This is a genomic window from Candidatus Albibeggiatoa sp. nov. BB20 (genome assembly GCA_016744725.1).
Taxonomy (GTDB): Bacteria; Pseudomonadota; Gammaproteobacteria; order Beggiatoales; family Beggiatoaceae; genus Albibeggiatoa.
In genome coordinates, this window is record JADGDW010000015.1 from 1 (window position 1) to 26051 (window position 26051).

17 protein-coding genes and 1 pseudogene are annotated in these 26051 nt (G+C 38.3%); 12 read left to right on the top strand and 6 right to left on the bottom strand.

Annotated elements, in window-relative coordinates:
• Positions 1-517: 517 nt before the first annotated feature.
• Positions 518-634, bottom strand: a pseudogene (locus ABXH34_RS03045) (transposase); the annotation flags it as partial.
• Between the two features lie 408 nt (positions 635-1042).
• On the opposite strand from ABXH34_RS03045, the gene ABXH34_RS03050 reads away from it, so the two are divergent.
• The 8 genes from ABXH34_RS03050 to ABXH34_RS03085 all read left to right on the top strand — a co-directional run bounded on the left by ABXH34_RS03050 (position 1043) and on the right by ABXH34_RS03085 (position 13786).
• Positions 1043-2464: an aldehyde dehydrogenase family protein gene (locus ABXH34_RS03050; protein ID WP_353570387.1), complete on the top strand. Its 1422-nt coding sequence runs from the start codon at positions 1043-1045 to the stop codon at positions 2462-2464.
• Positions 2465-2595: 131 nt separating this feature from the next.
• Positions 2596-3330: an enoyl-CoA hydratase/isomerase family protein gene (locus tag ABXH34_RS03055; protein WP_353570388.1), complete on the top strand. Its 735-nt coding sequence runs from the start codon at positions 2596-2598 to the stop codon at positions 3328-3330.
• Between the two features lie 13 nt (positions 3331-3343).
• Positions 3344-4402: a 3,5-dihydroxyphenylacetyl-CoA synthase DpgA gene (gene dpgA / locus ABXH34_RS03060; protein ID WP_353570389.1), complete on the top strand. Its 1059-nt coding sequence runs from the start codon at positions 3344-3346 to the stop codon at positions 4400-4402.
• A 2-nt stretch (positions 4403-4404) separates the two neighbouring features.
• Positions 4405-5103, top strand: a complete 699-nt coding sequence (locus ABXH34_RS03065; protein WP_353570390.1) for an enoyl-CoA hydratase/isomerase family protein — start codon at positions 4405-4407, stop codon at positions 5101-5103.
• 55 nt (positions 5104-5158) lie between these two features.
• On the top strand, positions 5159-6169 hold the full coding sequence (locus ABXH34_RS03070) for a methyltransferase (RefSeq protein ID WP_353570391.1): 1011 nt from the start codon (positions 5159-5161) through the stop codon (positions 6167-6169).
• A gap of 639 nt (positions 6170-6808) precedes the next feature.
• On the top strand, positions 6809-7378 hold the full coding sequence (locus ABXH34_RS03075; protein ID WP_353570392.1) for a Uma2 family endonuclease: 570 nt from the start codon (positions 6809-6811) through the stop codon (positions 7376-7378).
• A 174-nt stretch (positions 7379-7552) separates the two neighbouring features.
• On the top strand, positions 7553-11389 hold the full coding sequence (locus ABXH34_RS03080; RefSeq protein ID WP_353570393.1) for a two-partner secretion domain-containing protein: 3837 nt from the start codon (positions 7553-7555) through the stop codon (positions 11387-11389).
• A gap of 45 nt (positions 11390-11434) precedes the next feature.
• Positions 11435-13786 (top strand): two-partner secretion domain-containing protein, encoded by a 2352-nt coding sequence (locus tag ABXH34_RS03085; protein ID WP_353570394.1) that lies wholly within the window; start codon positions 11435-11437, stop codon positions 13784-13786.
• 353 nt (positions 13787-14139) lie between these two features.
• On the opposite strand, the gene ABXH34_RS03090 is transcribed toward ABXH34_RS03085, so the two are convergent.
• Complete coding sequence (locus tag ABXH34_RS03090; RefSeq protein WP_353570395.1) at positions 14140-15426, bottom strand: PilN domain-containing protein; 1287 nt, start codon at positions 15424-15426, stop codon at positions 14140-14142.
• Between the two features lie 10 nt (positions 15427-15436).
• Between ABXH34_RS03090 and ABXH34_RS03095 the strand changes: the two genes are divergently transcribed.
• From ABXH34_RS03095 to ABXH34_RS03105, 3 genes are all read left to right on the top strand, one after another.
• Positions 15437-16285: an NAD-dependent epimerase/dehydratase family protein gene (locus ABXH34_RS03095; RefSeq protein ID WP_353570396.1), complete on the top strand. Its 849-nt coding sequence runs from the start codon at positions 15437-15439 to the stop codon at positions 16283-16285.
• Positions 16286-16385: 100 nt separating this feature from the next.
• Positions 16386-17390, top strand: coding sequence for an acyltransferase family protein (locus ABXH34_RS03100; RefSeq protein ID WP_353570397.1), 1005 nt, complete (start codon positions 16386-16388; stop codon positions 17388-17390).
• 630 nt (positions 17391-18020) lie between these two features.
• Positions 18021-18398: a hypothetical protein gene (locus tag ABXH34_RS03105; RefSeq protein WP_353570398.1), complete on the top strand. Its 378-nt coding sequence runs from the start codon at positions 18021-18023 to the stop codon at positions 18396-18398.
• 7 nt (positions 18399-18405) lie between these two features.
• Here the strand turns inward: ABXH34_RS03105 and ABXH34_RS03110 are convergent, their stop codons facing one another.
• The 3 genes from ABXH34_RS03110 to ABXH34_RS03120 form a co-directional block, all read right to left on the bottom strand.
• Positions 18406-19137 carry a transglycosylase SLT domain-containing protein gene (locus ABXH34_RS03110; RefSeq protein WP_353570399.1) on the bottom strand — a complete coding sequence of 244 codons (732 nt, stop codon included), beginning with the start codon at positions 19135-19137 and terminating at the stop codon, positions 18406-18408.
• A 133-nt stretch (positions 19138-19270) separates the two neighbouring features.
• Positions 19271-19825, bottom strand: a complete 555-nt coding sequence (locus ABXH34_RS03115) for a DJ-1 family glyoxalase III (protein ID WP_353570400.1) — start codon at positions 19823-19825, stop codon at positions 19271-19273.
• Positions 19826-19837: 12 nt separating this feature from the next.
• Positions 19838-21157, bottom strand: a complete 1320-nt coding sequence (locus tag ABXH34_RS03120) for a S41 family peptidase (RefSeq protein WP_353570401.1) — start codon at positions 21155-21157, stop codon at positions 19838-19840.
• A gap of 310 nt (positions 21158-21467) precedes the next feature.
• Between ABXH34_RS03120 and ABXH34_RS03125 the strand changes: the two genes are divergently transcribed.
• Positions 21468-22049 carry an XAC2610-related protein gene (locus ABXH34_RS03125; protein WP_353570402.1) on the top strand — a complete coding sequence of 194 codons (582 nt, stop codon included), beginning with the start codon at positions 21468-21470 and terminating at the stop codon, positions 22047-22049.
• A gap of 67 nt (positions 22050-22116) precedes the next feature.
• On the opposite strand, the gene ABXH34_RS03130 is transcribed toward ABXH34_RS03125, so the two are convergent.
• A complete protein-coding gene (locus ABXH34_RS03130; protein WP_353570403.1) occupies positions 22117-25965 on the bottom strand; it encodes a CSLREA domain-containing protein in 3849 nt (1282 codons plus the stop codon).
• Positions 25966-26051 lie beyond the last annotated feature (86 nt).

Below are 26051 nucleotides of genomic sequence, written 5' to 3' on the forward strand. Positions count from 1 at the left end.
CTCATTTACTGGATACTAATAAAAATAGTGTTTGCGATACTTATATTTATAAGTAGTTTTTATAACTTTAATTAATATACAACAAATGATAATGAAAAAGCAACTGATAATCATTGTTATTACGTATAGTATTTTAAGTGTGCATAATTTGATTACTATATTCTGCTAATTTGATAAAACTATTATTTGACTATAGAGATTAGTTTATTTTTTATAATATCAAAGTGATACATGTAAATAATAGGCTTTTAACTGTGATAAGAATGGAATCATTGAACTGGGAAGAGAAGTAACAAACTAAGTATAGAAAATAATTTTTCTGACAGAGATGACTATTAAAATATTTTGAAAAGTGGATATGAAATTCACCGCCATCAGATTATGTTGAATAATCAATGGTGGAAGCATGGAAGCTGCCTTTTACATTTAATCGAGCCGTTTCGCCAAAAATAATACTGTAGGGTTTTAAAAACCAGAAAAATGAGCAATATCACCTTGATCTAAAAGGTAAGCAATCAAGTTGAAAACGTTGGTTAAAGCGATAGCAAAACTCAGCTAAATAGCAAGAAAGGTATTTGAGCTGAATAGCATGATAAACGCCAATAATGGTAATTTTAATATTGAAAATTATAATGTTAACCTAAGAAAACTGTTCAAGCGTTATACTATGAGTGCCCCTATTTGTGATAATTTGAGTGTGCTTATAACCTGTTTTTTCAACAACTTTAAAGCAAGCTAAGCCATCAGAGACAACCTCACAACCTACACTTAAGATAACGTTCAACCCAAGCAGCGATTTCTTTGATTTTAAGCCTTTTAACTATTATCAACAAAGTGATTACTGATTTTTATTTAGATTGAAACTTTATTCCTTGATAAATATATTTAAATTCAAAAAGGTAAATACATAAATAAAAATAACTTTTGATAAAATCTTAAAAAATAGAGAAAATATTGTAAAATGCCTTCATTTAAAAAATGAAAAATCATATAGTTTAATGCACCATAAGGCCTAAATATTTATATATTAGGAGAAAAAAGAGTGAATAATATTAAAAATCAAACAAAATGTAATGACATTATTCAGCAGGAAATTGAACAATTACTTGATGTAGCTGAAAGTGCTGCCCATATTTTTGAGACTTATACAACATCAGAGGTACAGAAAATTGTTTTAGCTATGAGCAAGGCAGGGCAGGAAAAAGCAGAATTTTATGCCCAATGGTTAGTACGGGAAACTGGTTACAGTAATGTCAGCGATAATATAAAGAAAAATATAGATTGCTCAGTTGGTCTTTTGGAAAGATATCAACCAGCCGATTTTATCGAACCCGTGATTGATTATGAACAAAAAATAGTTAAATTTCCAAAACCTGCGGGTATTATTGCAGCTTTGATACCTAGCACGAATCCTGTGATGACCGTATATTACAAAGCAATGATTAGTATCATGACTCGCAATGCAGTTATTTTTTCTCCCCATCCTGCTGCTAAAGAATGTTCAATACATGTTGTTAATTTTATGGCAGAAGTGGCTGAGAAAGCAGGTGCACCAGTGGGAATCATTCAAACAATACAACATCCCAGCATTCCACAATTAGAGCAGTTAATGGAAGCAAAACGGGTCAGTGTTATTTTGGCAACGGGGGGACCCAATCGGGTACGTGCAGCTTATCGTTCAGGCAATCCTGCCATGGGTATGGGGCCTGGCAATGTACCTTGTTTTGTCCATAAATCAGCAGATAATATCGCCGAAACCGCCGAAAAAATCATCACCAGCAACAGTTTCGATCATGCTTTACCTTGCGTTTGTGAATCTGTTGTCATTGCTGATAAGGCCATTCAAACACCACTTAAAACCGCATTAAATCAAGCGGGTGGATATTTTGTGACAGGCGAAGAACAACACAAACTGCGTGCTTATCTTTTTCATGACAAGAGTATCAACCCCGCAGCCATTGGCAAAAGTGCATTGTGGCTTGCTGAACAAGCAGGCGTTTCCATACCGTCAGACACAAAAACGTTGCTTGTTGAAATTGGGGCAGTAGGTATCGACGAGCCAATCAGCAAAGAAAAACTATTTCCCGTTTTAGGGTATATCGTTGTTGATGGCGTGCAATCCGCGATTAATACCGCTTTAGCGATGTTGGAGATGGTAGGTAAAGGACATTCTGCTGTGATTCATAGTGATGATCCTAGCGTTGTGGCACGTTATGCAGCGGCTTTACCCGTTTGCCGAATTTCGGTTAATACGTTGGGGGTTGAAGGTTCAAGTGGTGTCTCGACCAATTTAACAAGAGGCCCTGTGATTGGAACAGGCTTTTTTGGTGGTAGCTCGGTGGATGATAATATTGGTCCTCAGTATTTGGTGCAATGGTCACGTGCTGCTTATCCTGCCGCTTCAAAAGCATCTATGCAAGATATGGAACAGGCAATTGTACAATTATCGTCCGAACCGCTGTAAATATAATCCATTATAGTCAAATCTACCTTGAGTATGAGGGATGACAGTCCTGAAATACTTTAAATATCACTCAGTTTTAAAACTAAGCATTGCCAGCCCTTATACCATCAATGAATAAAAGTAGAAATAAAATGCCCACATCATCTGGCACTGTACGAATGGCGCGTGTTGGAGAGGCACGCAATATTGCCCTTTTCACTCTCGACCGACCAAGTAAGTCTAATGCTTATCACAATGATATGGTTAAGCAATTTTCCGAGCAATTAAAAGAAGTTACTCGTGATCCTGCAATTCGTGTTGGTATTGTTACTGGCACGGGTGAAAAAGTATTTTGTGCAGGCGCAGATACATCTGGTTTTGCAGGTAGAACTTATGAGGATGGATTGGATTTATTGAGTAGACAGCTTTTTGATGATTGGGCAAATACACCGTGGCCTACAATTGCTGCCATGCAAGGGCCTGCTATTGCTGGAGGATTGGAACTCGCTTTAGCCAGTGATTATCGTATTTGTAGCCGTTCAAGCTGGTTTGCTCTACCTGAAATTGACTTGGGGTTAATTCCAGCAGCAGGCGGTATTCATCGCTTAACAACGATTATTAATGAAGCAAGAGCTAAAGCAATGATTCTTTTTGGACAGAAAGTGGATAGTGCTACTGCTTTGGAATGGGGGCTGGTTTCTCAAATCAGCGATCAAGTTTTAGCAGATGCAATTGACTTAGCGGAAATCACGACACAACGTGATGCGTTGGCAACGCGTTTGGCCAAAATTGCTTTGCAATCGGTAAAGACCTGTTCAGGAAATACACACTTAGAAGCGGTGACACAAGCACTCCTCTACCATCGAAAAACCCAAAACATCACATAACGGCTATTACAAAATGCACATGCCTTCAACACCAAGACTAATTGCGATTGGTACACAAACCCCTCCGCAAAAATATACCCAATCTGAAATACTGGAACTTTTTCAAATAACCGATAAGAAAGTGGCTCGAATATTTAAGCATTCGCATATAAAATCACGGCATCTGAGCCTTCCTAAACCCAATCCAGACAGCAGTTTTTCTGATGAAAATCAAGCACAATTATTACAGAAACATCAGCATGTTGCATTGGATATTGGATCAGACGCAATCAAAAAGGCATTGAAAAAAGCCAAGCTGACGGCTCAAGATATTGACTATTTTGCAGTGGTATCAACAACGGGTTTTCTGTGCCCAAGCCTCACCGCACACTATATAAAAATGCTAGGGATGCGTCCTAATATCCAACGTATTGATGTTGTGGGCATGGGTTGTAACGGGGGACTGAATGGTATGCAGCCCGTTGTTAACTTCTGCTCTGTTCATCCTGAAGCGGTTGGACTATTGCTTTGTGTGGAGGTCTGCTCTGCTATGTATGTAACGGATAATACGATTAATACAGCCGTTATTAACTCCCTATTTGGAGATGGCGCGGCAGCAGCGGTTATTTCTGCAAAACCGTTTGACTCAATACCCACAGGACCCAAACTTCTTGGCTTTACTTCACATATTATTACCGATGTTCTTGAGGCGATGCGAATTGAGCTTAAAGACAATAAATATGCGTTTTATCTGGATAAACAAATCCCCTATGTTATTGGATTACATGCGAAAACACCCATAGATCATTTGCTACAGAAATTTAACCGTAAATGCCGAGATATTGAGCATTGGACGATTCATTCTGGCGGACAAAAAGTCATTGATTCAATCAAATATGCTTTAAATATTACCGAACACGATGTACGTCATACAACCAATATATTGAAAAATTACGGTAATTTATCCTCAGCGTCCTTTCTATTTTCTCATGAACGATTATTAGAAGAAGGTATCACTCAAAGTGGTGACTTGGTTGTTATGATGACCATGGGTCCCGGCTCAACCATTGAATGTTGCTTAGGAGAATTCTAAAAATGCAGCCATACACAATGTTAAACCTGATGGAACAAGACACGATTGCTCATGTCAAATTGCAATGGCCAGACTCAGGTATATTGACCCAAGAGTTACTATCTGATTTTATTAAATTAATGGATTATCTTGAAGATGAAACTGCTTGTACATTGATTGTATTTCAAGGTCTCGATACACAACAACCGATAGCCCAATCAGTCGCTCCTGATATTGAGCATTGTCGCAAATGGGAGAATATCTTGCGGCGTATAGAGCGTTTTACAGGTGCATCTATTGTAGGCATTGATGGTTTTTGTACACGGTTTCATTTTCAATTGGCATTGGCTTGTGATTATAAAGTTGCAACCACTCGCTCAATATTCCAAGCACCCGAAGTTAAAGAGGGTTTCTTGCCTGGAATGCTGGCCTTTCGTTTGGCTAAATATATTGGTGTTGGGGCAGCCCGTCGTTTACTTTTTATAGGTGAGCCATGCGCTACAGCAGAAGCCATTCATTTAGGGATGATTGAGCATCAGTGTGAAGTAGCAGATTTTGAACAGGTTATTTCAGAAACTCAACAAGCGTTGATGCCAATAGACCCAGAAGTTTTACTGAATACACGTCGACTGCTGAATGAATCCTTTGCAACATCGTATGAAGATGCAATTGGGCATTTTTTAGCTGCACAAAATTTATGCCTTGCTAAAACAGCAAAATAAAGAGCCGCGCCTTGAATATTCAGTGCTTTCAAAATGTGAGAATGAGAATAAAGTCATGAATCCATATCAGCAGATGTTTTGCATATTAGATTATCGAATTGTATCGTATTTTACCGAAACGTGTATTGAATTGGGTATTTTTGACCATCTTGCGACACAATCCCTATCTGTATCGGAATTAGCAAAACTGACAGGAACACATCAAAGGGCACTTTATCGCTGTTTACGGGGTCTTGCCCATTTTGATTTATTTGTAGAAGAAGACCAGCAATTTTCATTGACTGATGTCTCACGCCATTTGACCTTAGAATCCGAATATTCTCTTGTACCGTGGCATCAATTCTGTCAGTCAGCCCAATCTACAAAACATCAGAAACGGCGTACAATTTGGGTAGATTTGTTAAAAACAGGTAAAAGTATTTACCAACTTGGGCGAAATCAGCTATTTTATGATTATTTAAGAGAGCATCAGGCACTTGCTGCAAGCTTTGATAAAGGCATGGCATCAATGTCCCGAGTTGAAGTGCGTGATATTGTGCAACACTTTGATTTTTCGACATCTAAGCATCTTACTGAAGTTGCGGGTGGTAATGGACCTCTGATCTCTGCTGTATTGCAAAAATATGAGCAACTTGAGGGGCAACTTTTTGATTTTCCTGATGTTGTCAAACGAGTTGAGCCTATTCCACGTTTAAAAGTTGTTGGTGTAGATATGAAGGCGGCACTACCTGATATACCCAGTGATGCCATGATGAAGCGTATATTACATTCTTATTCTGATGAACAAGCATCCAATATTCTAAAAAATGTCGGACAAGCCATGCGTTTTGGTAATAAACTGCATATTTTTGAATTAATTGAAGATAATACCGTCAATAATCCATATATTGGCATTAAGCACTTACAAATGTTACTTGTTCATGGCGCACCTGGAGAGAGCGGAGGGCCTGGGGAACGTACCAAAGCAGAGTTTGCATCTTTGTTGAATATGGCTGGTTTTGAACTTGTTGAAACACAGCAATTGCCATCAATTGATGTAGTTACTGCAATTTGCAAAACTGAATAACCCTTATTTTATTTAATGATATTAGATCAAAAGCGGTAGCAATATCATCAATATTAATAGGTTAAAAAATCACATAAAATTTTAGGGTTAATCATAAGCTAAAGTGGTAGCTAAACAAATAGCAGTGTTAAAAACCATGGAACGGCTGATGTGGAATGAATTTTTAAATGGATAGATTTATCATTTCTTGAAAAGCATCACATTTAATCATCTTTTTTATAAAACTTATTTTAATTACACACCAACCGTATGGATTATTTCAAACAAAAAGGCTCACTCATACTCTTTAAATAGTTAATTGTAAGCAACTGGCGAAGCTGACACAGGGCCTGATTTTTAATTTTCTATAGAATCAAAAAATTAAGAATATAGTGTTTTATAATCTTGTGAAAAAATACCTTTTATACTTTTTATTTGATTGATTTTAAATGAATTAAATTTCATGCTCTGTTTCCAAAATGACTTTGTAGATAATTAGATTCCTAGCTCCGCCTATCGTAATAATGTTGCTTGTGATTAGTTTTAGGAAAATAGGGGTTGTTCAATCTATGCGCTATTTTTATACATGTCTTGAAATTGTATTTTTAAGCTGGTGATAGCGTATAATTTTGAGAAGCCATATTGCATGAGTAATAAACGATGAATACCGCTGAAAAGTTAAGCATTACCCCTGAAGAATATCTTGAAGGTGAAACAGTTGCAGAGTATCGCCATGAATATGTTGATGGTGAAATCTTTGCAATGGCTGGCAGCAGTGATGCACATGCTTCTATTTCTATAAATATAGCGGCACATTTGAAAGGACAGTTGCGTGGTTCAGGCTGTAGAGTTTACATTAGTGATATGAAAGCCAAAGTCAGTGAAACTAGATATTTTTATCCTGATATATTGCTCACTTGTGATAAACGGGATTCTCAACATAATTACAGCAAGTTACACCCTATATTATTAATTGAAGTGCTTTCATCTTCGACAGAGGCTTATGATCGTGGCAAAAAGTTTGAATATTATCGCCAACTCGATAGTTTAGAAGAATACGCATTAATTTCACAAGATGATTACCATGTGGATATTTTTCGGAAAAATCAGCAACAACGTTGGGAATTATTCAGTTTTTCGGGCGTTGATATACAAGTTTGTTTTGCAAGTATTGATTGTTGTATGGATATGGCGGTTTTATATGAAGATGTGAATTTTGAGTTGTCTTAACTGTCATTTAACTCCAACCTTAGTAGTTCACTTTTATTTTATTGATAATTGGATACCTCGCTCTGCACTCGCATTTAAATCTTGTAATTAAAGTAAGAATTCTATTTTGCTTCTTCCCTGTCCTGTTGTAAAATAAAAACGGCATAACTTTATGATTTAAAAAGGGGAAGGGTAATGCGAGCAATAGCAGCGTGTCTGTTTGTGTGTGTGACCAATATCGCACAAGCAGAAATTTCAATCAACAATGCACCATTATCAAGTAACAACGGGCTGTACGATATTTCGCAAGATTTGGGGCAAACCGTTGGTAATAATCTTTTTCACACATTTGACAGCTTCAATTTAAATCAAAACGAAATCGCCCAGTTTTTTGGCAGTGATTCAATTCGAAATATCATTTCACGAGTCACAGGTGGCGAACCCAGTTTTATCAATGGCACAATCCGCTCAACCATTCCTAATGCCGATTTTTACTTTTTAAATCCTTATGGCATTGTGTTTGGCGAATTTGCACAATTAGATTTACAAGGCTCTTTTCATGCGTCGACCGCTGATTATTTAAAATTGTCCGATGGTGGCAGATTTCACGCCCGTTTTCCTAAACAAGATATTTTAACTTCAGCAGCCATTGAATTGTTTGGATTTCTAACCAATAATCCAGCCAATATTTCGATTGAAAACAGTCAACTGAGTATTGCTCAAGACCAAGACTTTTCACTTACGGCTGGCAATATTTCTATTATCAATGCACAAATTAAAGTACCTGCGGGACATCTGTATTTAGCCACGACGGGTGAGATTGGCGAATTCAATGATTTTAATCCTACGGTTTTGCAAGGCGATATTAACATTGCGCAACAATCTAGCTTAGAGACCAGTGGTGAAAGTGGCGGGGGTATTTTTATTCGCTCAGGTCAATTTATATTCAATGACAGTCAACTCATTGCCCAAACGCTAGGGAGTCAAGATGCTGATGCAATTGATATTGCCGCCCACAATATTTTACTGCAACAAGGGACAAAAATTGATGCCAGTGTAGAGGGTTTAGGTCGTGGTGCGGATATTCGTCTAAATGCAACGAATTCCATCAGTTCAATTGATGAAATAGCGCGTAGTGCTATAACCGCTAGCACTAATGCAAAAGTTGAACAAGGGCAGGCAAATCAAACAGGTGATGCAGGTTCAATCCTACTAAATGCCAAAAATGTCATATTTAAAGGCAATACCGCTATCACGACCACCAGCCGTAGTACGGGTAAAGCGGCAGATATATATATCAATGCAGAACAAAATATCAGTTTTTCAGGTACAGGCAGTCGTCCAGCGGGTAGTAATATTGCACCTCAAGCACTGATTTCTCAGGCGTATTATCAACCTGAAACGGCGGGCAATGTCTTCTTAACAGCGGAGCAAATCTTACTGGAAGATGGGTATCAGTTTATTGTATCTGGTTATGGAACGAGTGAGGCGGGTGACATCACACTCACGGCAGATAATATTCATATCAATTCAGCGTTGATTGCCAATATGACCTTTGGTGCAGGCGATGCGGGTGTGGTTCGGCTTGATTTGAAAGATACCTTGTCACTATATAGCGGCACAGTTGTTAACTTATCAATGGGTTCTGGCAACGCCAATACGACTCGAGTCACAGCTAAAAATGTGTACTTTGATTATGGTTCTTTCTTTTTATCGCTGAGTCGGCGCACGGGTCATGCAGGCAATTTTATTATTGAAGCAACCGATACGCTGCGTATGACTGGGGCAAATAATGGATATGAATCCAAAATTGCGTCAGAGTCATCGCCCACTTTAGCAGGCATTGTTGCAGGTGATGCAGGTGATATTACGATTAAAGCAGGACGTTTGATAATGCGTGATGGAGCAAATGTCAGCAGTACCTCATTCTCACGTTTAGGTTTTTATGCAGGCACAGGCGGCGATATTGACATTGATGTACAAGGTGAAATGGATATACAAGGGGTTAACCCTTACGGTGAAAGTGAAAATGGATTTGCCAGTGGGATTTATACACGTAGTTTAGGGGTAAGCGATAATAGCAGCAGAGGTGGCAATATTCGCTTACAAGCACAATCTTTGAAACTCTCAGATGGTGCAACCATTACCAGTAGCACTAATACTTACTCTTCAAGTGGCACGATTGATATTGCGGTGCGCGATAACATTGACATCAGCGGCGATGCCTCACATATTGAATTGCTCGAACCGGGGGCGTTGCAACTGGAATATCTCAACACTTATTCTGTGAGTAACGTCAATCAATCAACCAGCGGCATTTTTGCCAGTTCATTAGATGATAATCCACATTCAGGGGCAGCGGGCAATATCAACTTAAGCGCACACAAGCTCAACATGTCGGATAACGGGCGCATTTCGACTTCCAGTGAAGGCGGTGGACAAGCGGGGCATATCAATGTAACCGTCAATCAATTGCATATAGATTCGACTGCTGACATTGCATCGGAAAGCCAATTTATTAATCGCTATCAGTTTAATAGTATTGATGAACGTGACGAGGTGTTAGTAAAACAAGGCGATACGATTCAAGCGGCAGATTTAGGCAATGGCAAAATCAATTATTACGTTAATGTGGGCAGCCATCTGATTCCATCGCGTATTCCTTTAGACCCTGTGGCTAGCGTCGCTGAATTATATCAATTGAATCAACAATATTTGTTCAGCAATGGGCAAGTCGTTGAAGTGCAAAGTGGAGATGTCAGCGAATCTGGATATTATATTTATACCCATCATCATGAGCTTGTGCTGGATACATGGCAGCGTATGGATCAAGATGTGACAACAGTATTGGAGACAGCAGAACCTTTTCAATCAGTGCGCAAAGATAATAATGGCTATTCTCCTAATGAAACCTTGCCCGATTATCAATTAGGTGAACGGATTCGAGTGTTGGATATGGGGAATGGTAAAGCAGCCGATTTTATCTATACCAATATGTTTGAAGATGATGGTGATATTCATGTTGATTTTGTCCAAGTCAATCAATTTAATCTCTCCAGTATAGAAGAATTAACAGTATTGCCACAACAATTTTATTTAGAAGGTGAATATCCAATTGCAGTGCTAAACAATCCGCAACAAGCAGATCAATTTGTTTATGCTAACAACCAATGGATTCGTTTAAATAAACCGCGTCAAATTGCACAAATCAATGATGTTAATACTTTAACATTGGCAAAAACGGGCAATATCGCCCAAGTCGGGGATGCTGCGATGATTTATGTTGGGCAAGACTGGATAGATTTGAATCCACAACGCCAAACGGTACAAACACTGACAGATTTGGAACAACTGAATGCCAAACAAGGCGATTTTGTCAAAGTCCTCAGTGATAATAGTCCAGAAAATTATTTTTATGCAAATGGGCAATGGATAAAGCAAGAACGCGGTGGCAATGCAGGTACAATTGAAATCAATGCAGATCGTATTCAAGTAACTGATAGTGGAGCGATTACGACTGAAGCGATTAGTGCAGGCGGCGGTGGCATCACCCTAAATGTTGATAATACTTTGTATTTAAACAATGCGCGTATTTCAGCCAGTGTTCAAGAAGGGGCGGGGAATGGAGGTGATTTAAATTTGAATAATGCACAGTTTTTAGTGATGAACAATGCGAGATTAATTGCTGAAGCTTATGAAGGTCAAGGCGGTAATATTCGAATTGCAGCAGAACAATTTATCAAAGACCCAAATAGTTTAGTCTCTGCCTCTTCGCGTTTAGGCATTGATGGCAATATCGAAATCACCTCACCCGATGAAACTATCAGCAGTGGTTTATTAAGTTTGGATAAAAACTTTGCTAAAAAAGTACAAATCAAAGATACGTGTAAAGCCGCGATTGGAGGACAATTACCTACTGAATTTCAACCACCGCTAACGCTTAAAGTGAATATGTATCGTTTTCAAAATGACTTTGTTGAGGATTGGATTCCTAGCTCTGCGCTAAATTCAAGGTTATCTACTTGTCAATAAAGGTCTTTTTTTTGCTTCTATCCCAGATAAATTATGCGAATAGCAATGCTATGGCTGTTTGTGTGTCTGACCAACACCGCACAAGCAGACATTTCAATCAATAATCAACAATTATCAACTAACAATGGGCTGTATGACATTTCGCAAGATTTGGGGCAAACCATTGGTAGCAACTTATTTCACAGCTTTGATCGCTTTAATTTAAATCAAGGGGAAGTGGCAAAATTTTCTGGTTCAGAACAAATTCAAAATGTAATTTCCCGCGTGATTGGTGGCAATCCTAGCTTTATTAACGGCACGCTGCGCTCAACGATGCCAAATGCTGATTTTTATTTTATTAATCCTTATGGCATCTCATTTGGTAAATATGCCCAACTCGATTTGCAAGGCTCTTTTCATACATCAACCGCAGATTATTTAAAACTATCGGATGGCGGTGAATTTCATGCGCGTTTTCCTGAGCAAGATATCTTGACCACTGCACCGATTGCCAGTTTCGGGTTTCTAACGGATATACCTGCACCGATTGATTTTCAAGGTTCAAAACTGATTGTATTGCCTGAAAAAGACATCAGTGTGATTGCGGGTGACATCAATATAGATCAGGCACATTTATTTGCAACTGATATTAAAACGGTTAAGGCTGGAAATATACGGGTTGCCAGTGTTGCATCACAGGGTGAAGTGGTCTTATTGGAGTCAGATTTAGACGTTTCCTCATTTACCGATTTAGGCGACATCACAATGATTGGGGTTAATTCAAGTAATGGGGATGGGGTTTTATCGGTGAAAGGCACGGAGTCAGGTTTAATTCTGATTCGGGGTAATAATATGTTGTTGTCAGACCGTGGTTTTTTAGAGGCAAATAATTATGCTAAACAAGGCGCGGTTGGCAAAGGAATTGACATCAAACTCACGGGACAACTTAAATTAACCAAAGGGGCGGAAATCGTCAGTAAAACATTTAGCTCGATTCAAACCGCACCGATTTCAATTGAAGTGGATACGTTGGAATTACATGAAGGCTCACAAATTAGCTCAAATGTATGGGATGCGGGTCATGGTAATCAAATGTCGATCAAAGCTAATGACATCTTATTAACAGGTATTAGTGATATAACCGTAACAAGCACTAATGGCAATATTACCCGTAATACCACTGGTATTTCTTCAATTTCATACTCGACAAACCCTAATGCAATAGAAAGTACGATCAATATTGAAACGCCACGGCTTATCATGGAAGATCAAGCACAAGTGAATGTTACATCCCTAGGCTTAGGCAAAGCAGGCTCAATTTATCTCGATGTGGATCAATTAAAAGTGACGCGGGGTGCGGGCATCATGTCCACAGCCGTTGGCTTAGGTGATGGTGGTTTAATTCAAATTGATGCAAATCAGATTTACATATCCGATACGGGAACAATTAATTCAGCAGGATTTGGACAAGGCACTGGTAAAGCAGGTGATATTACGATTGCTGCCGAGAATTTCACATTGCAAAGTGGCGGCAATGTCAATATTTCAACCTTGGGTTTAGGCTTATCAGGTGTGATTAAGATTAATGTAACAGATACCTTACGTCTATCAGGGCATTCTGATGCCAGCAATTTGCGTTATTATGATTTTGTTAATGAACAATTAGGCGGCTCTTTAGCACTTTTGGGGGTGAAACCTACGGATGTGATTGGCGCAACTAAAATCAATGCGTCGGTGATTAACTTGGGTGCTGAAAGCGCAGGCAATATTGAGATTCAAGCTGGGCATATTGATTTATTTGATGGCGCGGAAATTACGGGTGAACATCGCGGTTTCGGTCATGCAGGACAAATTTCTGTTCAAGCAGATGATATACATTTAAATAACAGTAAAATTACCACGGAAACTTTTGGCGGTGGTGGCGGCGGCAATATTCAGCTAACAACTTCAACTATTTTAAATTTGACTCAAAGCGATATTACAACCAGTGTCGGTAAAGGTTTAGGGCAAGGCGGTGATATTGGTATTAATAGACCTGTTTTTATAGTGCTTAATCAAAGTCAAATTATTGCTCAAGCGGATGCTGGTGATGGGGGAAATATTTGGATTGTCGCCGACCAATTTTTAAAATCACCGAGTAGTTTAGTTTCAGCTTCTTCTCGTTTAGGCATTGATGGCAATATTGAAATCATTTCGCCTGATGAAACCATCAGCAGTGGATTACTGACTTTAAATAAACGTTTTTCTGAGCAAGCACAAATCAAAGATGCGTGTAAGACTGCGATTGTAGGGCAGCGACCAACCGAATTCCAACCGCCATTAACCTTAAAAGTGAGTATGTATCGTTTTCCCAATTATTTTATTGATGACTGGATTCCTAGCTATGGACGCGGATTAAGACTATCAGCTTGTCAATAAAGCTCTTTGCTTCTATCTCACATAAATTGAGTTTGATTGATCTATTTTATGAGGATAGATTTAAATGAAATGCCTTCATGGCGTGCCACGTCGAATATACCTCTGACGCAGCATGTCTTGATGGCATCCTAGAAAATACAGCAGATTAAAGAGTGAACAGAATTATAGCTGATTCCTTGTTATATAATTAGGGAGCGTTCTTAATTAAACCTAAAATCCATAAAAATACTTTAATTACCAACCACTTAAAAAAACAGCGCTTTGAATTTTATTCTTTAGATTCAATTTATTACTAGTTTGATAAGAACGCCGACTAGGACTGCGAGTCCTTGAAGGACTCGCAGTCCTAGTCGCTATTTACGCTTATTTCTGGGTTTTTCTTGTGGTAAAAAATGTTCTTCCCAATATGTTTTCACATCCACATCAGCAAGCTTGAAATCAATCCCAAACGCATCTTTTTCACCGCCAATACCACGACTAAAACGCACTTCTTTATAGATAGGTTCATCGGTTAATAATTTGACCAATTGTGCCGCATCAGGACTAAAACCTTCAATTTTAATTGTGCCACCTTCCAGAGTCAGACGAGATAAATGACTTTTTTTGGGAATCACCCCATTTAGATGTGATAACACTTCGGGTACTTTTTGCTTAGGAAAGCCTTGGATTGGGTTAATTTCATCTTCGATTGTCAGTACTTCTTGTTTTAGCTGACTCACATCCATGGTTTGCCCACGTAATTGATCCAAATGATTCTGTAACTGTTGCTTATAATACACATTCGCCATAAAACCTAAAATACCAACGACAACCAATAAAACTGCAGCGACCGCCATGTAAATCCGATTGCGCTGCCGCTTAGCTTGTTTTTTGCGCAAAATACTGGTTGTGGGTACAAAAGCATAATGGTAAATACGCTTTTCAGGTACAGGTAAATTCTCCCAGTCTGATAATGCCTGATATTGCTTACTATGAGGCTGATTATCATCTAAATGAATTTCTTGCTCGATTTGCTGTTTAAATTCTGGGGTATTGCAATCATCTTTTGGGAAATGTAACCAACGTTGTACCGCCGTACCAGACCATTCACAAAAGGTAGCAGATTGTTCATCTTCATCACTGATTTGGATCAATAACTCTTGCTTAGGCACGGTTAATAAAGTGCGTGGTACAATGCAAGACAGAAATAAACCTGCCTGTTCAAATGCAATAAAAAGTGATTCCGCACGTTTGCTGGGCAACCACAATGCAACGGTTTGTTGACCTTGTTTTTGAGCTTGAACGGCTAACAATAATGGCTCTGAATTACCAGGTAATAAAGTAGAAAGCTGTAAATTAACTGCCCCTTTAAGCTTATCATCATCAATCGCAGGCAATTTTAAACTGGTTGCAATAAATTCTTCAGGTGGTAATGCCAACGCAATATGGCGTAATTTTTTATTGTTAAGTAGTAAACGACAAGCGGCTTCAGCAATTCCTTTGGTCGTTGTCTCAATATCATGTTGCGCAACTAAGTCAACATCGCCTGTATATAATAAGGATGAACCATGCAAAACTAAGCAGGCATCCACCTTGGGTAAATGTTGCTTACGTTTTTTGCCTAATTTTAGTTTAGGTAATTTAATATCAATATTCTTCATAGGTTTCTTTATGCATACAGTGGTAACGGGCGCAAGTAATCAAATTGGTTATTTTTTATTGCCTCACCTAGCTCAGCAATATAGTATCACGGCGATCAGTCGACAATCACCCGCCTCTCATGTTATAGAAAATCAACATATCCATTGGATTCAACAGGATTTACGGACTGAGCCATTAAACATTTCACAATCATTTATTTTATTGCATCTTGCGCCTATTTGGCTATTGCCAGATTTATTACAAGCTTTGCCACAGCCACATCAATTACAACGAGTGATTGTATTTAGCTCTACCAGCCGTTTTACTAAAACAGACTCGTCTGACGAACAAGAACAACATGTTGTGCAAGATTTAACCCAAGCCGAACAAGCAATTATGCAGCAATGTGAACAATTACAAATCCCGTGGACTATTTTGCGCCCTACCTTGGTTTATGGCTGTGGCTTAGATAAAAATGTAGCCTTTATAGCTCAATTTATTAAACGATTTGGATTTTTCCCTATTGTCGGACAAGGGCAAGGTTTGCGTCAACCTATTCATGCCGAAGATTTAGCGCAAGCTTGCGTAGATATTTTGCAAAATCCCGTAACATATAACAAAGCCTATAATCTAAGCGGTGGTGAAACCCTAACTTATCAACAAATGGTGGCTAGAATTTTTCAACAACAAAATAAACCTATACGTATCATTCCTATTCCTTCCCGTCTATTTAAATTTGCACTAAGTTTGCTAAATTGGTTGCCAATGTTTAAACATATTTCCCCTGCCATGATTGATCGTATGAACCAAGATTTATGTTTTGAACACCAAGCCGCTCAGAAAGATTTTAATTATAAACCGCGTTCATTTTCACCTTAAAATAATAGTAATGCCGCTTGAATCCTCACTGGTAACGGTTTTGCTTAAACTTATGCTAAGATAGATTTTAATCTTGCCATTTTTCCTATTGGAGGCCACGGTGTATTTAAATTACATCAATAATTTTAGAGGGTTGGCAATCATTTTCATTGTTGCGATTCATGCACTTTCAGGCACTGTGCTGATTTGGGATCATAATGATGAAATCTACCAAACTCTATATATTTTTCTTACTAATTCATCCAGCTATTTTGTATTTTTAGCGGGTTTTTTATTTCAGCATTTATCTCATAAATTTGATCTACAAAAACATACGATAACCAAACTCAAATATATTGTTTTACCTTATATTCTTGTTTCTATCCCCGCTATTTTAGAAGAGCTATTTGTATCAACTGATGGCTATTTTCATGCTTATCCGCTTTATCAGCAAGTTTTTCTATATTACATAACAGGAATGCACATGGCGCATTTTTGGTTTGTGCCGATGATTATCATCTTTTACGTTTGTGCTCCTGTCTTAGTATGGTTAGACCGTCAACCGCGTTTTTACTGGTCTTTACCGATTATTGTGCTGATTTCAATGTCTGTGCCGCGTGAGATCATGCCATTACACAATCCATTTCAATCATTTGTGCATTTTGCATCAATTTATCTATTTGGTATGTATTTAAGCCATTATAAACAAGAAATTGTGCCTTATCTTGCACGTTATTGGCTTGGATTATTTATAGTATTTATGTCGCTATTCCTTGGTGAAGTATATTTGCGTACTCAGCTACATTCATTTGCCTATGCTGATGGTATTCAAGTGCTTAAATTTACTGCGGGGGCTGCTTTGATTACGGCCTTATTTTATCAATTTGATGGCTTTTTCAAAAAAACATTTAATTTTCTTGCTGAACCTAGTTTTGGGATTTATTTCCTACACAACTATTTCATTGTGTTATGCGAAATCATTGTGCGTAAATTCTCATGGTACATTGATGGGAATATATTGACATTCACATTATTGGTCATTGTATTGACCACAATGTCTTATGTTTTCCTATGGATAACAAAAAGTATCTTTGGTCAACGCAGTCGTATGTTAGTGGGCTATTAAATTTTTTGAGATGGGAATAATAGTTCAGATAGTTTTATTAACTCGAGTTACGCAGTGACAAAATGGGATCGAATAAATGGAATGATTCATGTAGGGTGGAATAGGTGTACCCCGAAATCTAAAATATTTGAATAACATTACACACCATATTCCACCTTTTTCGATAGTTACCCGTTACCTTATTGGTGGAAAACGCTGTGCTATTACACCCTACTGTAAATACTCTATATCCTGCAATCAGACACTTTTTTGCGTAACCTGAGCTATTAAAATCTGAGGAGAAAGCTAAAAAGAACGGGGATGATGTTGTTTTTGACAATGGCACAATCCCAAGGCTCTCGACAAACAGCAACAATGATAAATATTGTGAGGAGCTTTTAAGATAAAACGCCGCTATATCAATTTTTGATACAAAACAATATTCCCATTCAGATTATTCTGATTCGCTGATAGGCTTATCTGAATAGGGACATTTATATGTGAAATTGAGGGGTCTATATTCTTAATATTCTGTATATGTTTAATGTTGGTGTATTGATTGCCTAATTTAGCATCAGCATCAAGTGAAAATATACGATGAATCAATAGATTTTTATGAATATTACCGAAGGATTATAATTTATCAATAAGGTGAAAAATATCATGTCCCTCACAGCGCTATTTTTAAAAGTAGCTAACTTATTTTTTATCTTATGCTATGTTGCACTGATTATAGCCACAACCCAAAAATCATTATTTGGAGAACATTTATTTTTAGGATTTATTGTGGTTGCATTTTTGTCCGTTCAATTGGTTGGGCATATTTTAGGAAAAGCGTGGGCATTGAAAAACACAGCAGCAATATTGGGTGGATTTAATATTATTTTTATAGTTTCATTACTACCCTTCCCATTTGAGTCCCAATTACAACCTGCTCTTTTTGAACGACTGCTTATTTTTTTCCAGCAAACGATGGTGGCGATAACCGCATTTATTTTATATGGATTGAGAAGAGAACTTAACAAATAACCCGTCACTACATTTGTAAACGATATTTATCGTATAAACCCATGACTTTACGCACGTAATTTTTAGTTTCTTTGTAAGGAGGAACTTTATTACCATAACGTTTAACCGCATTTTCACCCGCATTGTAACCCGCTAAAGCTAAACGCAAATCATTGTTAAACAAGTCCAGTAAAAAATTCAAATACTGTGCTCCACCATATATATTTTCAGAAGCATTGGTACGATCAGACACACCAAACCGCTTGGCAGTCCCCGGCATTAACTGCATCAAACCCACAGCCCCTTTAGGAGAAATCGCTTTGGGATTGTAAGCAGACTCAGTTTGAATTACAGCATGTAATAAAGCAGCTTCAACACCCGTTAAATCTGCGGCATTGCTCACCATCACATAATATTTTTTGTATTTCTTGTGCATCACATCATGGGCAGAATAGCGACCGCCTGAGGAAGGAATAATGCTTTCTAAACCTGAGTAAATTAATTTGTATTTTGTATTTTTAGGGGCATCAGCTAAATGGACTGTGCCATTTTTGTCAATAAAACGATAAATACGTACCGAACGCACATTAAGATTAGGACGCTTGATTTTGGTACTTTTGCCGTTAGTACCTGTAATCGGATGATCTGTAAAATGAACCACTCCTTTTGAGTCAATATAACGATAAACTTCAGTAGCAGCTACAACTACATTTGTACAGAGTATTGTAATGAATAGCAGGCTTAAACTAATTTTATTCACGATAGTCTCCGTGCAAAATGGTGAGATAGGATAAGAACAATCCATACCTATCGAGCTTATCATTATCTTATTAAAATAATATGTTACCAAGCATTTTAAACGCCTAAGCTAATCAGTTTGTGCACAAGCGTTGCTAAGAGCGAACTAAACCTTGCTCTACTTGATCGCGAGTGGCTTTGTCGGTCAGTAAGCTAATTAATTCTAAAGCAAAATCCATTGCTGTCCCTGGCCCACGTGAAGTCACGACTTTGCCATCACATACTACAGCTTGGTCTAATAAAAATTGAGTACTTGCTAATTTAGAGGCATCCAAAGCACCAGGATAATGGGTGGCTTTTTTGTCTGCCAATAAACCCGCATCTCCTAATACTTTGGGTGCAGCACAAATTGCAGCCGTATATTTATTTTGCGCGGCCATATCTTTTAGCAATTGATGAATCCGTACATCATCATTTAAATGATCTGCCCCCAGTAAACCTCCCGGTAAGACAATCATGTCGAAGTCTTGCTGCAGTGCTACATCAAGCGTTGTATCTGGCACTAGCGTAACACCTCTACTGGCTTTTACTGGCTGCTCATCTAAGCCTGCAGTCACTACGTTGATTTCTGCACGGCGCAATAAGTCAATAATAGTAACGGCTTCTAACTCTTCACAGCCTTGAGCCAATGGAATAAGTACGCTAGGCATTTTGATTAACTCCTATGAACGGTTGCCTTCGATGATGTTTAGGCCTTTTAATAAATTCAGAGCTTCATGTAAGGCATAATCATCTGCTGCAAGATTTTCTGCTTCTTTTTTGGCATCTGCTGCTTTTTGTTCATCAGTTTTATCATTAGATAAGTGACCCACTAAATCCGCTTCTTTTAGCCCTTCATCATCTGTTTTCTTAACTTTAGCAATTTCTACGTGACTCAATTCGATATCAGGGTTAATACCTTCAGCTTGAATTGAACGACCTGCAGGTGTGTAGTAACGCGCGGTCGTTAATTTTAGGGCAGCATTATTATTCATTGGCAAAATGGTTTGTACTGAGCCTTTACCAAAGGTTTTATTACCCATAATCACAGCACGTTTGTGATCTTGCAATGCGCCTGCAACAATTTCTGAAGCGGAAGCCGAGCCACCATTAACCAATACCACAATCGGTGCACCATCAATTAAATCACCAAGTTGAGCTTTAAACGTGAAAGAAGAGTCTTCAACACGACCTTCAGTATAGACAATTAAGCCTTTGTTTAAAAATGCATCTGATACATCAACCGCTGCATTTAATACGCCACCAGGATTATTGCGCAAATCTAAAATTAAACCGTCTAACTGGGCTTTATTTTCTTTTTTTAGTTCGGTAATTGCTTTTTCTAAATCTTCACCTGTATGCGCTTGGAAATGACTGACACGCACATAGCCGTAGCCTTTATCTAAAATACGACTTTTAACACTTTTTACTTGGATAATGTCGCGGGTAATTTCAATTTTGAGGGGTTTGTCTGCTGTTTCACGAACAATGGTTAAGAGAATTTTAGTGTCAGGCTTGCCTCGCATCACTTTCACTGCATCCATCAAGGTCATGCCTTTTACTGGCGTGTCGTCCAAACGGATAATCATGTCGCCTGCTTCTACACCTGCCCGTTGCGCTGGGGTATCATCAATGGGGGCGATGACTTTAACAAAGCCGTCTTCCATGCCCACTTCAATCCCTAAACCACCAAATTCACCTGTGGTGCTGGTCTGTAATTCCATGAACGCATCAGAGTCTAAGTAATTGGAGTGAGGGTCTAAACCTGATAGCATTCCTTTGATGGCATTTTCCAACAATACGCTATCTTCAACATCTTCAACATAGTTTGACTTAATCCGATGAAAAACTTCAGTAAATGCGCGTAATTCTTTAAATGGGATAACTTGGGTTATATCGTTAGCTTGTTCACGATTTGCTAAAACACTACCACCGATGGCAATGAGTGTTCCCAACATCGCACCAATCAGTAAACCTGGAACATGGCGTAATAATGCAGACATATTGTTCTCCGTGCTTTCGCACTGACATCAAAAATAACAAAAACTGTTAAGGATATAAGCTATTTACACAAAGCTGTCAAGTCTTAAGTGTTGTGTAGCTATCTCGCTTTTGTATGGAAAAAGAGTAAGTCACTTTTTTATGAAGTATAAGCAATAAATATCACAATTCAAGAGGGCATCGTTATCATTTATAAACAGTATACGGAATTAGAGCAAGTTATTTTCTAAATATAAAACAAGGATAGCACTTATAGACTAAGGCCTAAAATATGCACTGCTAAAAACCATTTTAATAATATGGAGAAAAGCATTGAATAAATTTGCAGTGGTGAGTTTATTTTTATTGGCGCATTTAGCATTTGCTGAGCAAGAACCAACGTCATTTGAGTTTAAACTGATTCACCATCAAGATGAAGAGATTTTAATTATTGATAAAATAGAAGTATATGACTCAAATCAACAATTACAGCAGAAAATAACAGGTTTTAGTGCTCAAGTCTTTGGCATCGATATGATTAACCTTGAAGTGGAAGATATGAATTTTGATGGCTATCCCGATATTCGTTTGCCGCAAGTGTTACCCGTTGAGGGCAGTATTTATTTTTATTATTGGTTTTATGATCCAGAACAACAGCTTTTTGTACGCAATACGGTTTTAGAAGATTTCCGTTCACCTGAGTTTAACGCTAAAAGCCAATCGATTAAAGTATATTCACATCAAAGCGAACGACAATACCGAGTGAACCATTATCGTTACCAAACCCCAGAAAAATTACAGTTGTTTTTACAGCAAGCACATAAGCAAGTTGGAAGGCATTGGCTAGAAGCTATTTTAGAACGTAATGCCGCAGGAGAAATGGAATTAGTGGAACAAAACTTAGTTAGTGATTAATAAAAAAGCGGGCAATCCTAAAGATTAGAATTGTCCGCTTCATAATAAGATTTAACAAGTGTATGTATTAATCTACAAATTCAATAGAAATAATACCTAAGCCAGGCACACCATTTTCAGAGCTTAAAATCGTGGTATAACTACCAGGATCAAAACTTATGGAAATTGCAGCATCAGTCTCGTTAAGTTCTGTATGTAGTGGTAAGTGATTGATACTTGATTCATCACGCCAGCTTGATACATTGGCCATACGACCACCCATAACCTGATTGGTTTCAGGGTCAAAGTAAATGCGGCCTATTTCTATCAAACTGTCAATTTGTGTATCAAGCGATTCACCTAAGGCATGACCTTTGATATGTGCAGTTTGACGACCATCAGTACCATAGACCGAAAAACCAATGATAGCATCGTTTGCACCACCACTGATATAGCCTCGCCCACTCACATTACCAAAAGTTAATGTATTATCTAGCAACATAATACTGACAAGACCGACACCTGAATCAGCTTCACTATTTGGACTCATGCACATGGTAACAGTGTAAGCACCCGCACCCAAGTTTAACAATAAAGCTGCATCCGTTTGATTTCCTGGTTTGTGAAACTCAGGAATGTCGAGAGAAGCCTCATGTAATTCCCAAGCATCATTTTTCGCAACAGGTACACCGCGTAAAATACCATCAGTGCCTTGAACCGATTGCTTGACTAATATTTTAGGGTTAACACCTTGTTCTAAATCTAAGGCTCGAATGAGCACTTGTTCCGTGCCAGCTCCTTCTAAGATAAATCCAGCTACGACAACATCATCAGGATGTGGGCTTGCATGTTGGTAACACGCATTTTTGCCTTGGATTTTTGCACGAATACTAAAGCTGTCAACATAAATGGAATTGTTTGAATCTGTACCATCCGTCCCATCAGCATTATCGCCTACATTATCATCTGAGCCATCATTATCCATTGGTGCAATGTAATTAGGATCACCATAGAATAGTGCTTTACAATTACGGGCATTATTCATGATAAGTTTGCCGTCAACACAATCTGGGCTGCCATCCCATGAATGGAATAACAAACCTGTTGGGGCTGTTGCCGTTAAATTAACCGTCAATCCGCGTTTGAATAAACCACGACAATGGCCACTGCCTTTATTACAATCGATGGCTAAGCCATGAATGTCTTTTTGGCTACTGGTAACACGTCCATGAGGTGAAGCAATTGTAAGCTGATAGTGATCTGCTGGAACATCCGATTTACCAGAAGACGTTGTTGTGTCCTCTTCAGATGTAACTTCTTCGTTAACACGGTCAATAATTTCTTGCACATCGTCCCATGTTTGAATATCGCTCTCACTGGATGCTTCAATTTCATCTTGGTATTCAGTTAAATTACCTGAATCAACATCGGCTAAACCACCTTCATTTAGATCATCAATTGTAATATCGCTTGCATCATCATCGTCAGCCGCTTGTTGAATTTTCTTCAATGCATTGACTTGATCGATAATAGCTTGTACATCTTCCCATGAGGAGATTGAATCAATACCCGCTGCGGCAATTGCTGTTTTATAATCGTCTAAATAATCTTCATCTAAACCTTCAATATCACCAGCTTCCAATTCTGCTATCGTCATTGCACTGGCATCTTCAGCATTGGCATAAGCTTGGATTGTTTCTAAAGTGCTGTCATTAACACTGTCAATCAAAGCCTGCAATTCTTCAAGTGTATCCACATCTCCGGGATCAGCATTCGCAATCGCTGTTTTGTATAAGCTTAAATTACTAGAATTTGTGCCTGTGACACCTGTGTCAGTTAATTCATCTATGGTTAAACTACTTGCGCTATCAGCATCGGCATAATCTTGAATCAGGGCTAAAGCATTGACTTCATCAATCAAAGCTTGCAATTCCTCAAGTGTGTCCACATCTCCGGGATCAGCATTCGCAATTGCGTCTTTGTATAAAGACAAATTATCTGCAACTGTATCTGTGACACCTGCATCGGTTAATTGTGTAGTGGTTAAACTGCTTGCGTCATCAGCATCAGCATAATCTTGAAGAAGGGCTAAAGCATTGACTTCATCAATTAAAGCTTGCAATTCCTCAAGTGTATCCACATCGGCTGGATCAGCATTCGCAATCGCGTCTTTGTATAAATCTAAATTATCTGCAACTGTATCTGTGACACCCGCATCGGTTAATTGTGTAGTGGTTAAACTGCTTGCGCTATTAGCATCAGCATAATCTTGAATCAGGGCTAAAGCATTGACTTCATCAATCAAATCTTGTAAATCCGCCCAGTTGGTAAAGCCATCTGTATCGTCGGCAATTGCTGCTTGGTAAAGTGCCAAATTATCGCTATCCACATTTTCAAGCGTATCAACGTTAAGTTGGTCAATGCTTAAATCACCTGCATCACTACCCGTAGCATAACCACTCAGTACATCTAAGTTTGCTTGATCTACTAAATCTTGTAGTTCTGCTGTAGTATCGATATTCCCACTAGTAGCAGCAATAATATCAGCAACATATTCAGCTTCATTATCATTATCAACGACAACGTTATTAAGTCCTGAATCTTCAAGCAATGCTCTAACTTCATCGTCACTCAAACCACCTGCTGAATTAGCATCAGCAATTGAGCCTAAGTCATCACCAGCATTATTTACAGAGCTAACAAGTGCTGCAAGATCATCCTGCGCATCTTCAAAATCTGAATCAGATGAACCTGCATCGGTTGTATCATTGGTATTTCGAGTATCTGCCGATAAATCATTATCAAGTTCTTCTTTAATACGCTCTTTATAGCCATCTAAAAGATTATCATCGACAGTTAAATCCAATGTACCACCTGCATCATCTGCTCCATCTAGTGCATCATCTAAGTCATCAGCAGTAATATCAATGGTGTCTGTTGTGTCTTCCACAAAGTCATCAATAAGAAGGAAAGTACTTTTATAACAACTATTGATATATGCACCTACATAACTACTAGTCACATTAGCGCCTAAATCATATGAGGATAAAGTGACTAAATCACTAAGGGATGAGCTTTTATAAAGGTTATTTTGTAAGGTACTACTGGTAATGGTGACATTATTACCTTTAGTTAATATACCCGCACCACATAAAGTGCTGCTATTGTCTTCTACAGAACTATTGGTTTGAATTATCAATACTGCCGCAGACGCATTAAAAATACCGCCACCTTTTCTTTCTGTTGTATTATTTGAAATGGTTGTTGTATCAAGCGTTAGATTACCTGCATTATAAACACCTCCTCCACTACCAGACGTACCTGTTGTTTCATTGCCATCAACAGTGACTCTAAGCAAGTTAGTTGTGCCATAGTTTAAAAGTCCACCGCCATTAGCAGTAGATGTGCCACCTGTTAAAGTTACATCTTCAAGGTCAAGTCTGGAACCAGATTTAACAAATACGTTACCACCAGTGCCACTTTTTCCATCTTTCAATGTGATATTTTTGATTGTTGTTACTGCAGCGGAATCAACAATAAGCACCTGATGACTCGTTGTACGTTCAATAATAGTGGTGGCTTCATCTGCACCCTCTATTGTCATAGCTAAATCAATAGTGATAGAAGGCCCAACGGTTAATTGATAAGTACCAGCGGCAAGGGAAATGGTATTATCAGCATCATACGTGCACCCATTATAATCAGCACTATCTTCTATTGATTGAATAGCCTCTCTAAGTGAGCAATCACCATTACTAGTGTCTTCATCCGTTGTAATAGATACGGTAATGGTTGCCCAAGTTGTTAAAGGCAAAGTCATACCTACAAAAGCAATAAAAAAAATTAAAGCTAGAATGGGTAGTTGATAAAATCGAGATGGAATAGGTAGTTTTTTACTATCCTCCCTACCCCCATAATAAACGTATGTGGTATTCATTCTAAACCCTCATAAAAATCTTGTGAATAATAATAAACTCTCTACCAATACATGTTGTTTTTAATGCTGGTCATTAAACGATTGTA

Coding starts and splice junctions, on each gene's coding strand:
- ABXH34_RS03055 (WP_353570388.1), top strand. CDS start 2,596: ATGCCCACATCATCTGGCACTGTACGAATGGCGCGTGTTGGAGAGGCA.
- dpgA (WP_353570389.1), top strand. CDS start 3,344: ATGCACATGCCTTCAACACCAAGACTAATTGCGATTGGTACACAAACC.
- ABXH34_RS03065 (WP_353570390.1), top strand. CDS start 4,405: ATGCAGCCATACACAATGTTAAACCTGATGGAACAAGACACGATTGCT.
- ABXH34_RS03070 (WP_353570391.1), top strand. CDS start 5,159: ATGAATCCATATCAGCAGATGTTTTGCATATTAGATTATCGAATTGTA.
- ABXH34_RS03075 (WP_353570392.1), top strand. CDS start 6,809: ATGAATACCGCTGAAAAGTTAAGCATTACCCCTGAAGAATATCTTGAA.
- ABXH34_RS03080 (WP_353570393.1), top strand. CDS start 7,553: ATGCGAGCAATAGCAGCGTGTCTGTTTGTGTGTGTGACCAATATCGCA.
- ABXH34_RS03085 (WP_353570394.1), top strand. CDS start 11,435: ATGCTATGGCTGTTTGTGTGTCTGACCAACACCGCACAAGCAGACATT.
- ABXH34_RS03090 (WP_353570395.1), bottom strand. CDS start 15,426: ATGAAGAATATTGATATTAAATTACCTAAACTAAAATTAGGCAAAAAA.
- ABXH34_RS03095 (WP_353570396.1), top strand. CDS start 15,437: ATGCATACAGTGGTAACGGGCGCAAGTAATCAAATTGGTTATTTTTTA.
- ABXH34_RS03115 (WP_353570400.1), bottom strand. CDS start 19,825: ATGCCTAGCGTACTTATTCCATTGGCTCAAGGCTGTGAAGAGTTAGAA.
- ABXH34_RS03120 (WP_353570401.1), bottom strand. CDS start 21,157: ATGTCTGCATTATTACGCCATGTTCCAGGTTTACTGATTGGTGCGATG.
- ABXH34_RS03130 (WP_353570403.1), bottom strand. CDS start 25,965: ATGAATACCACATACGTTTATTATGGGGGTAGGGAGGATAGTAAAAAA.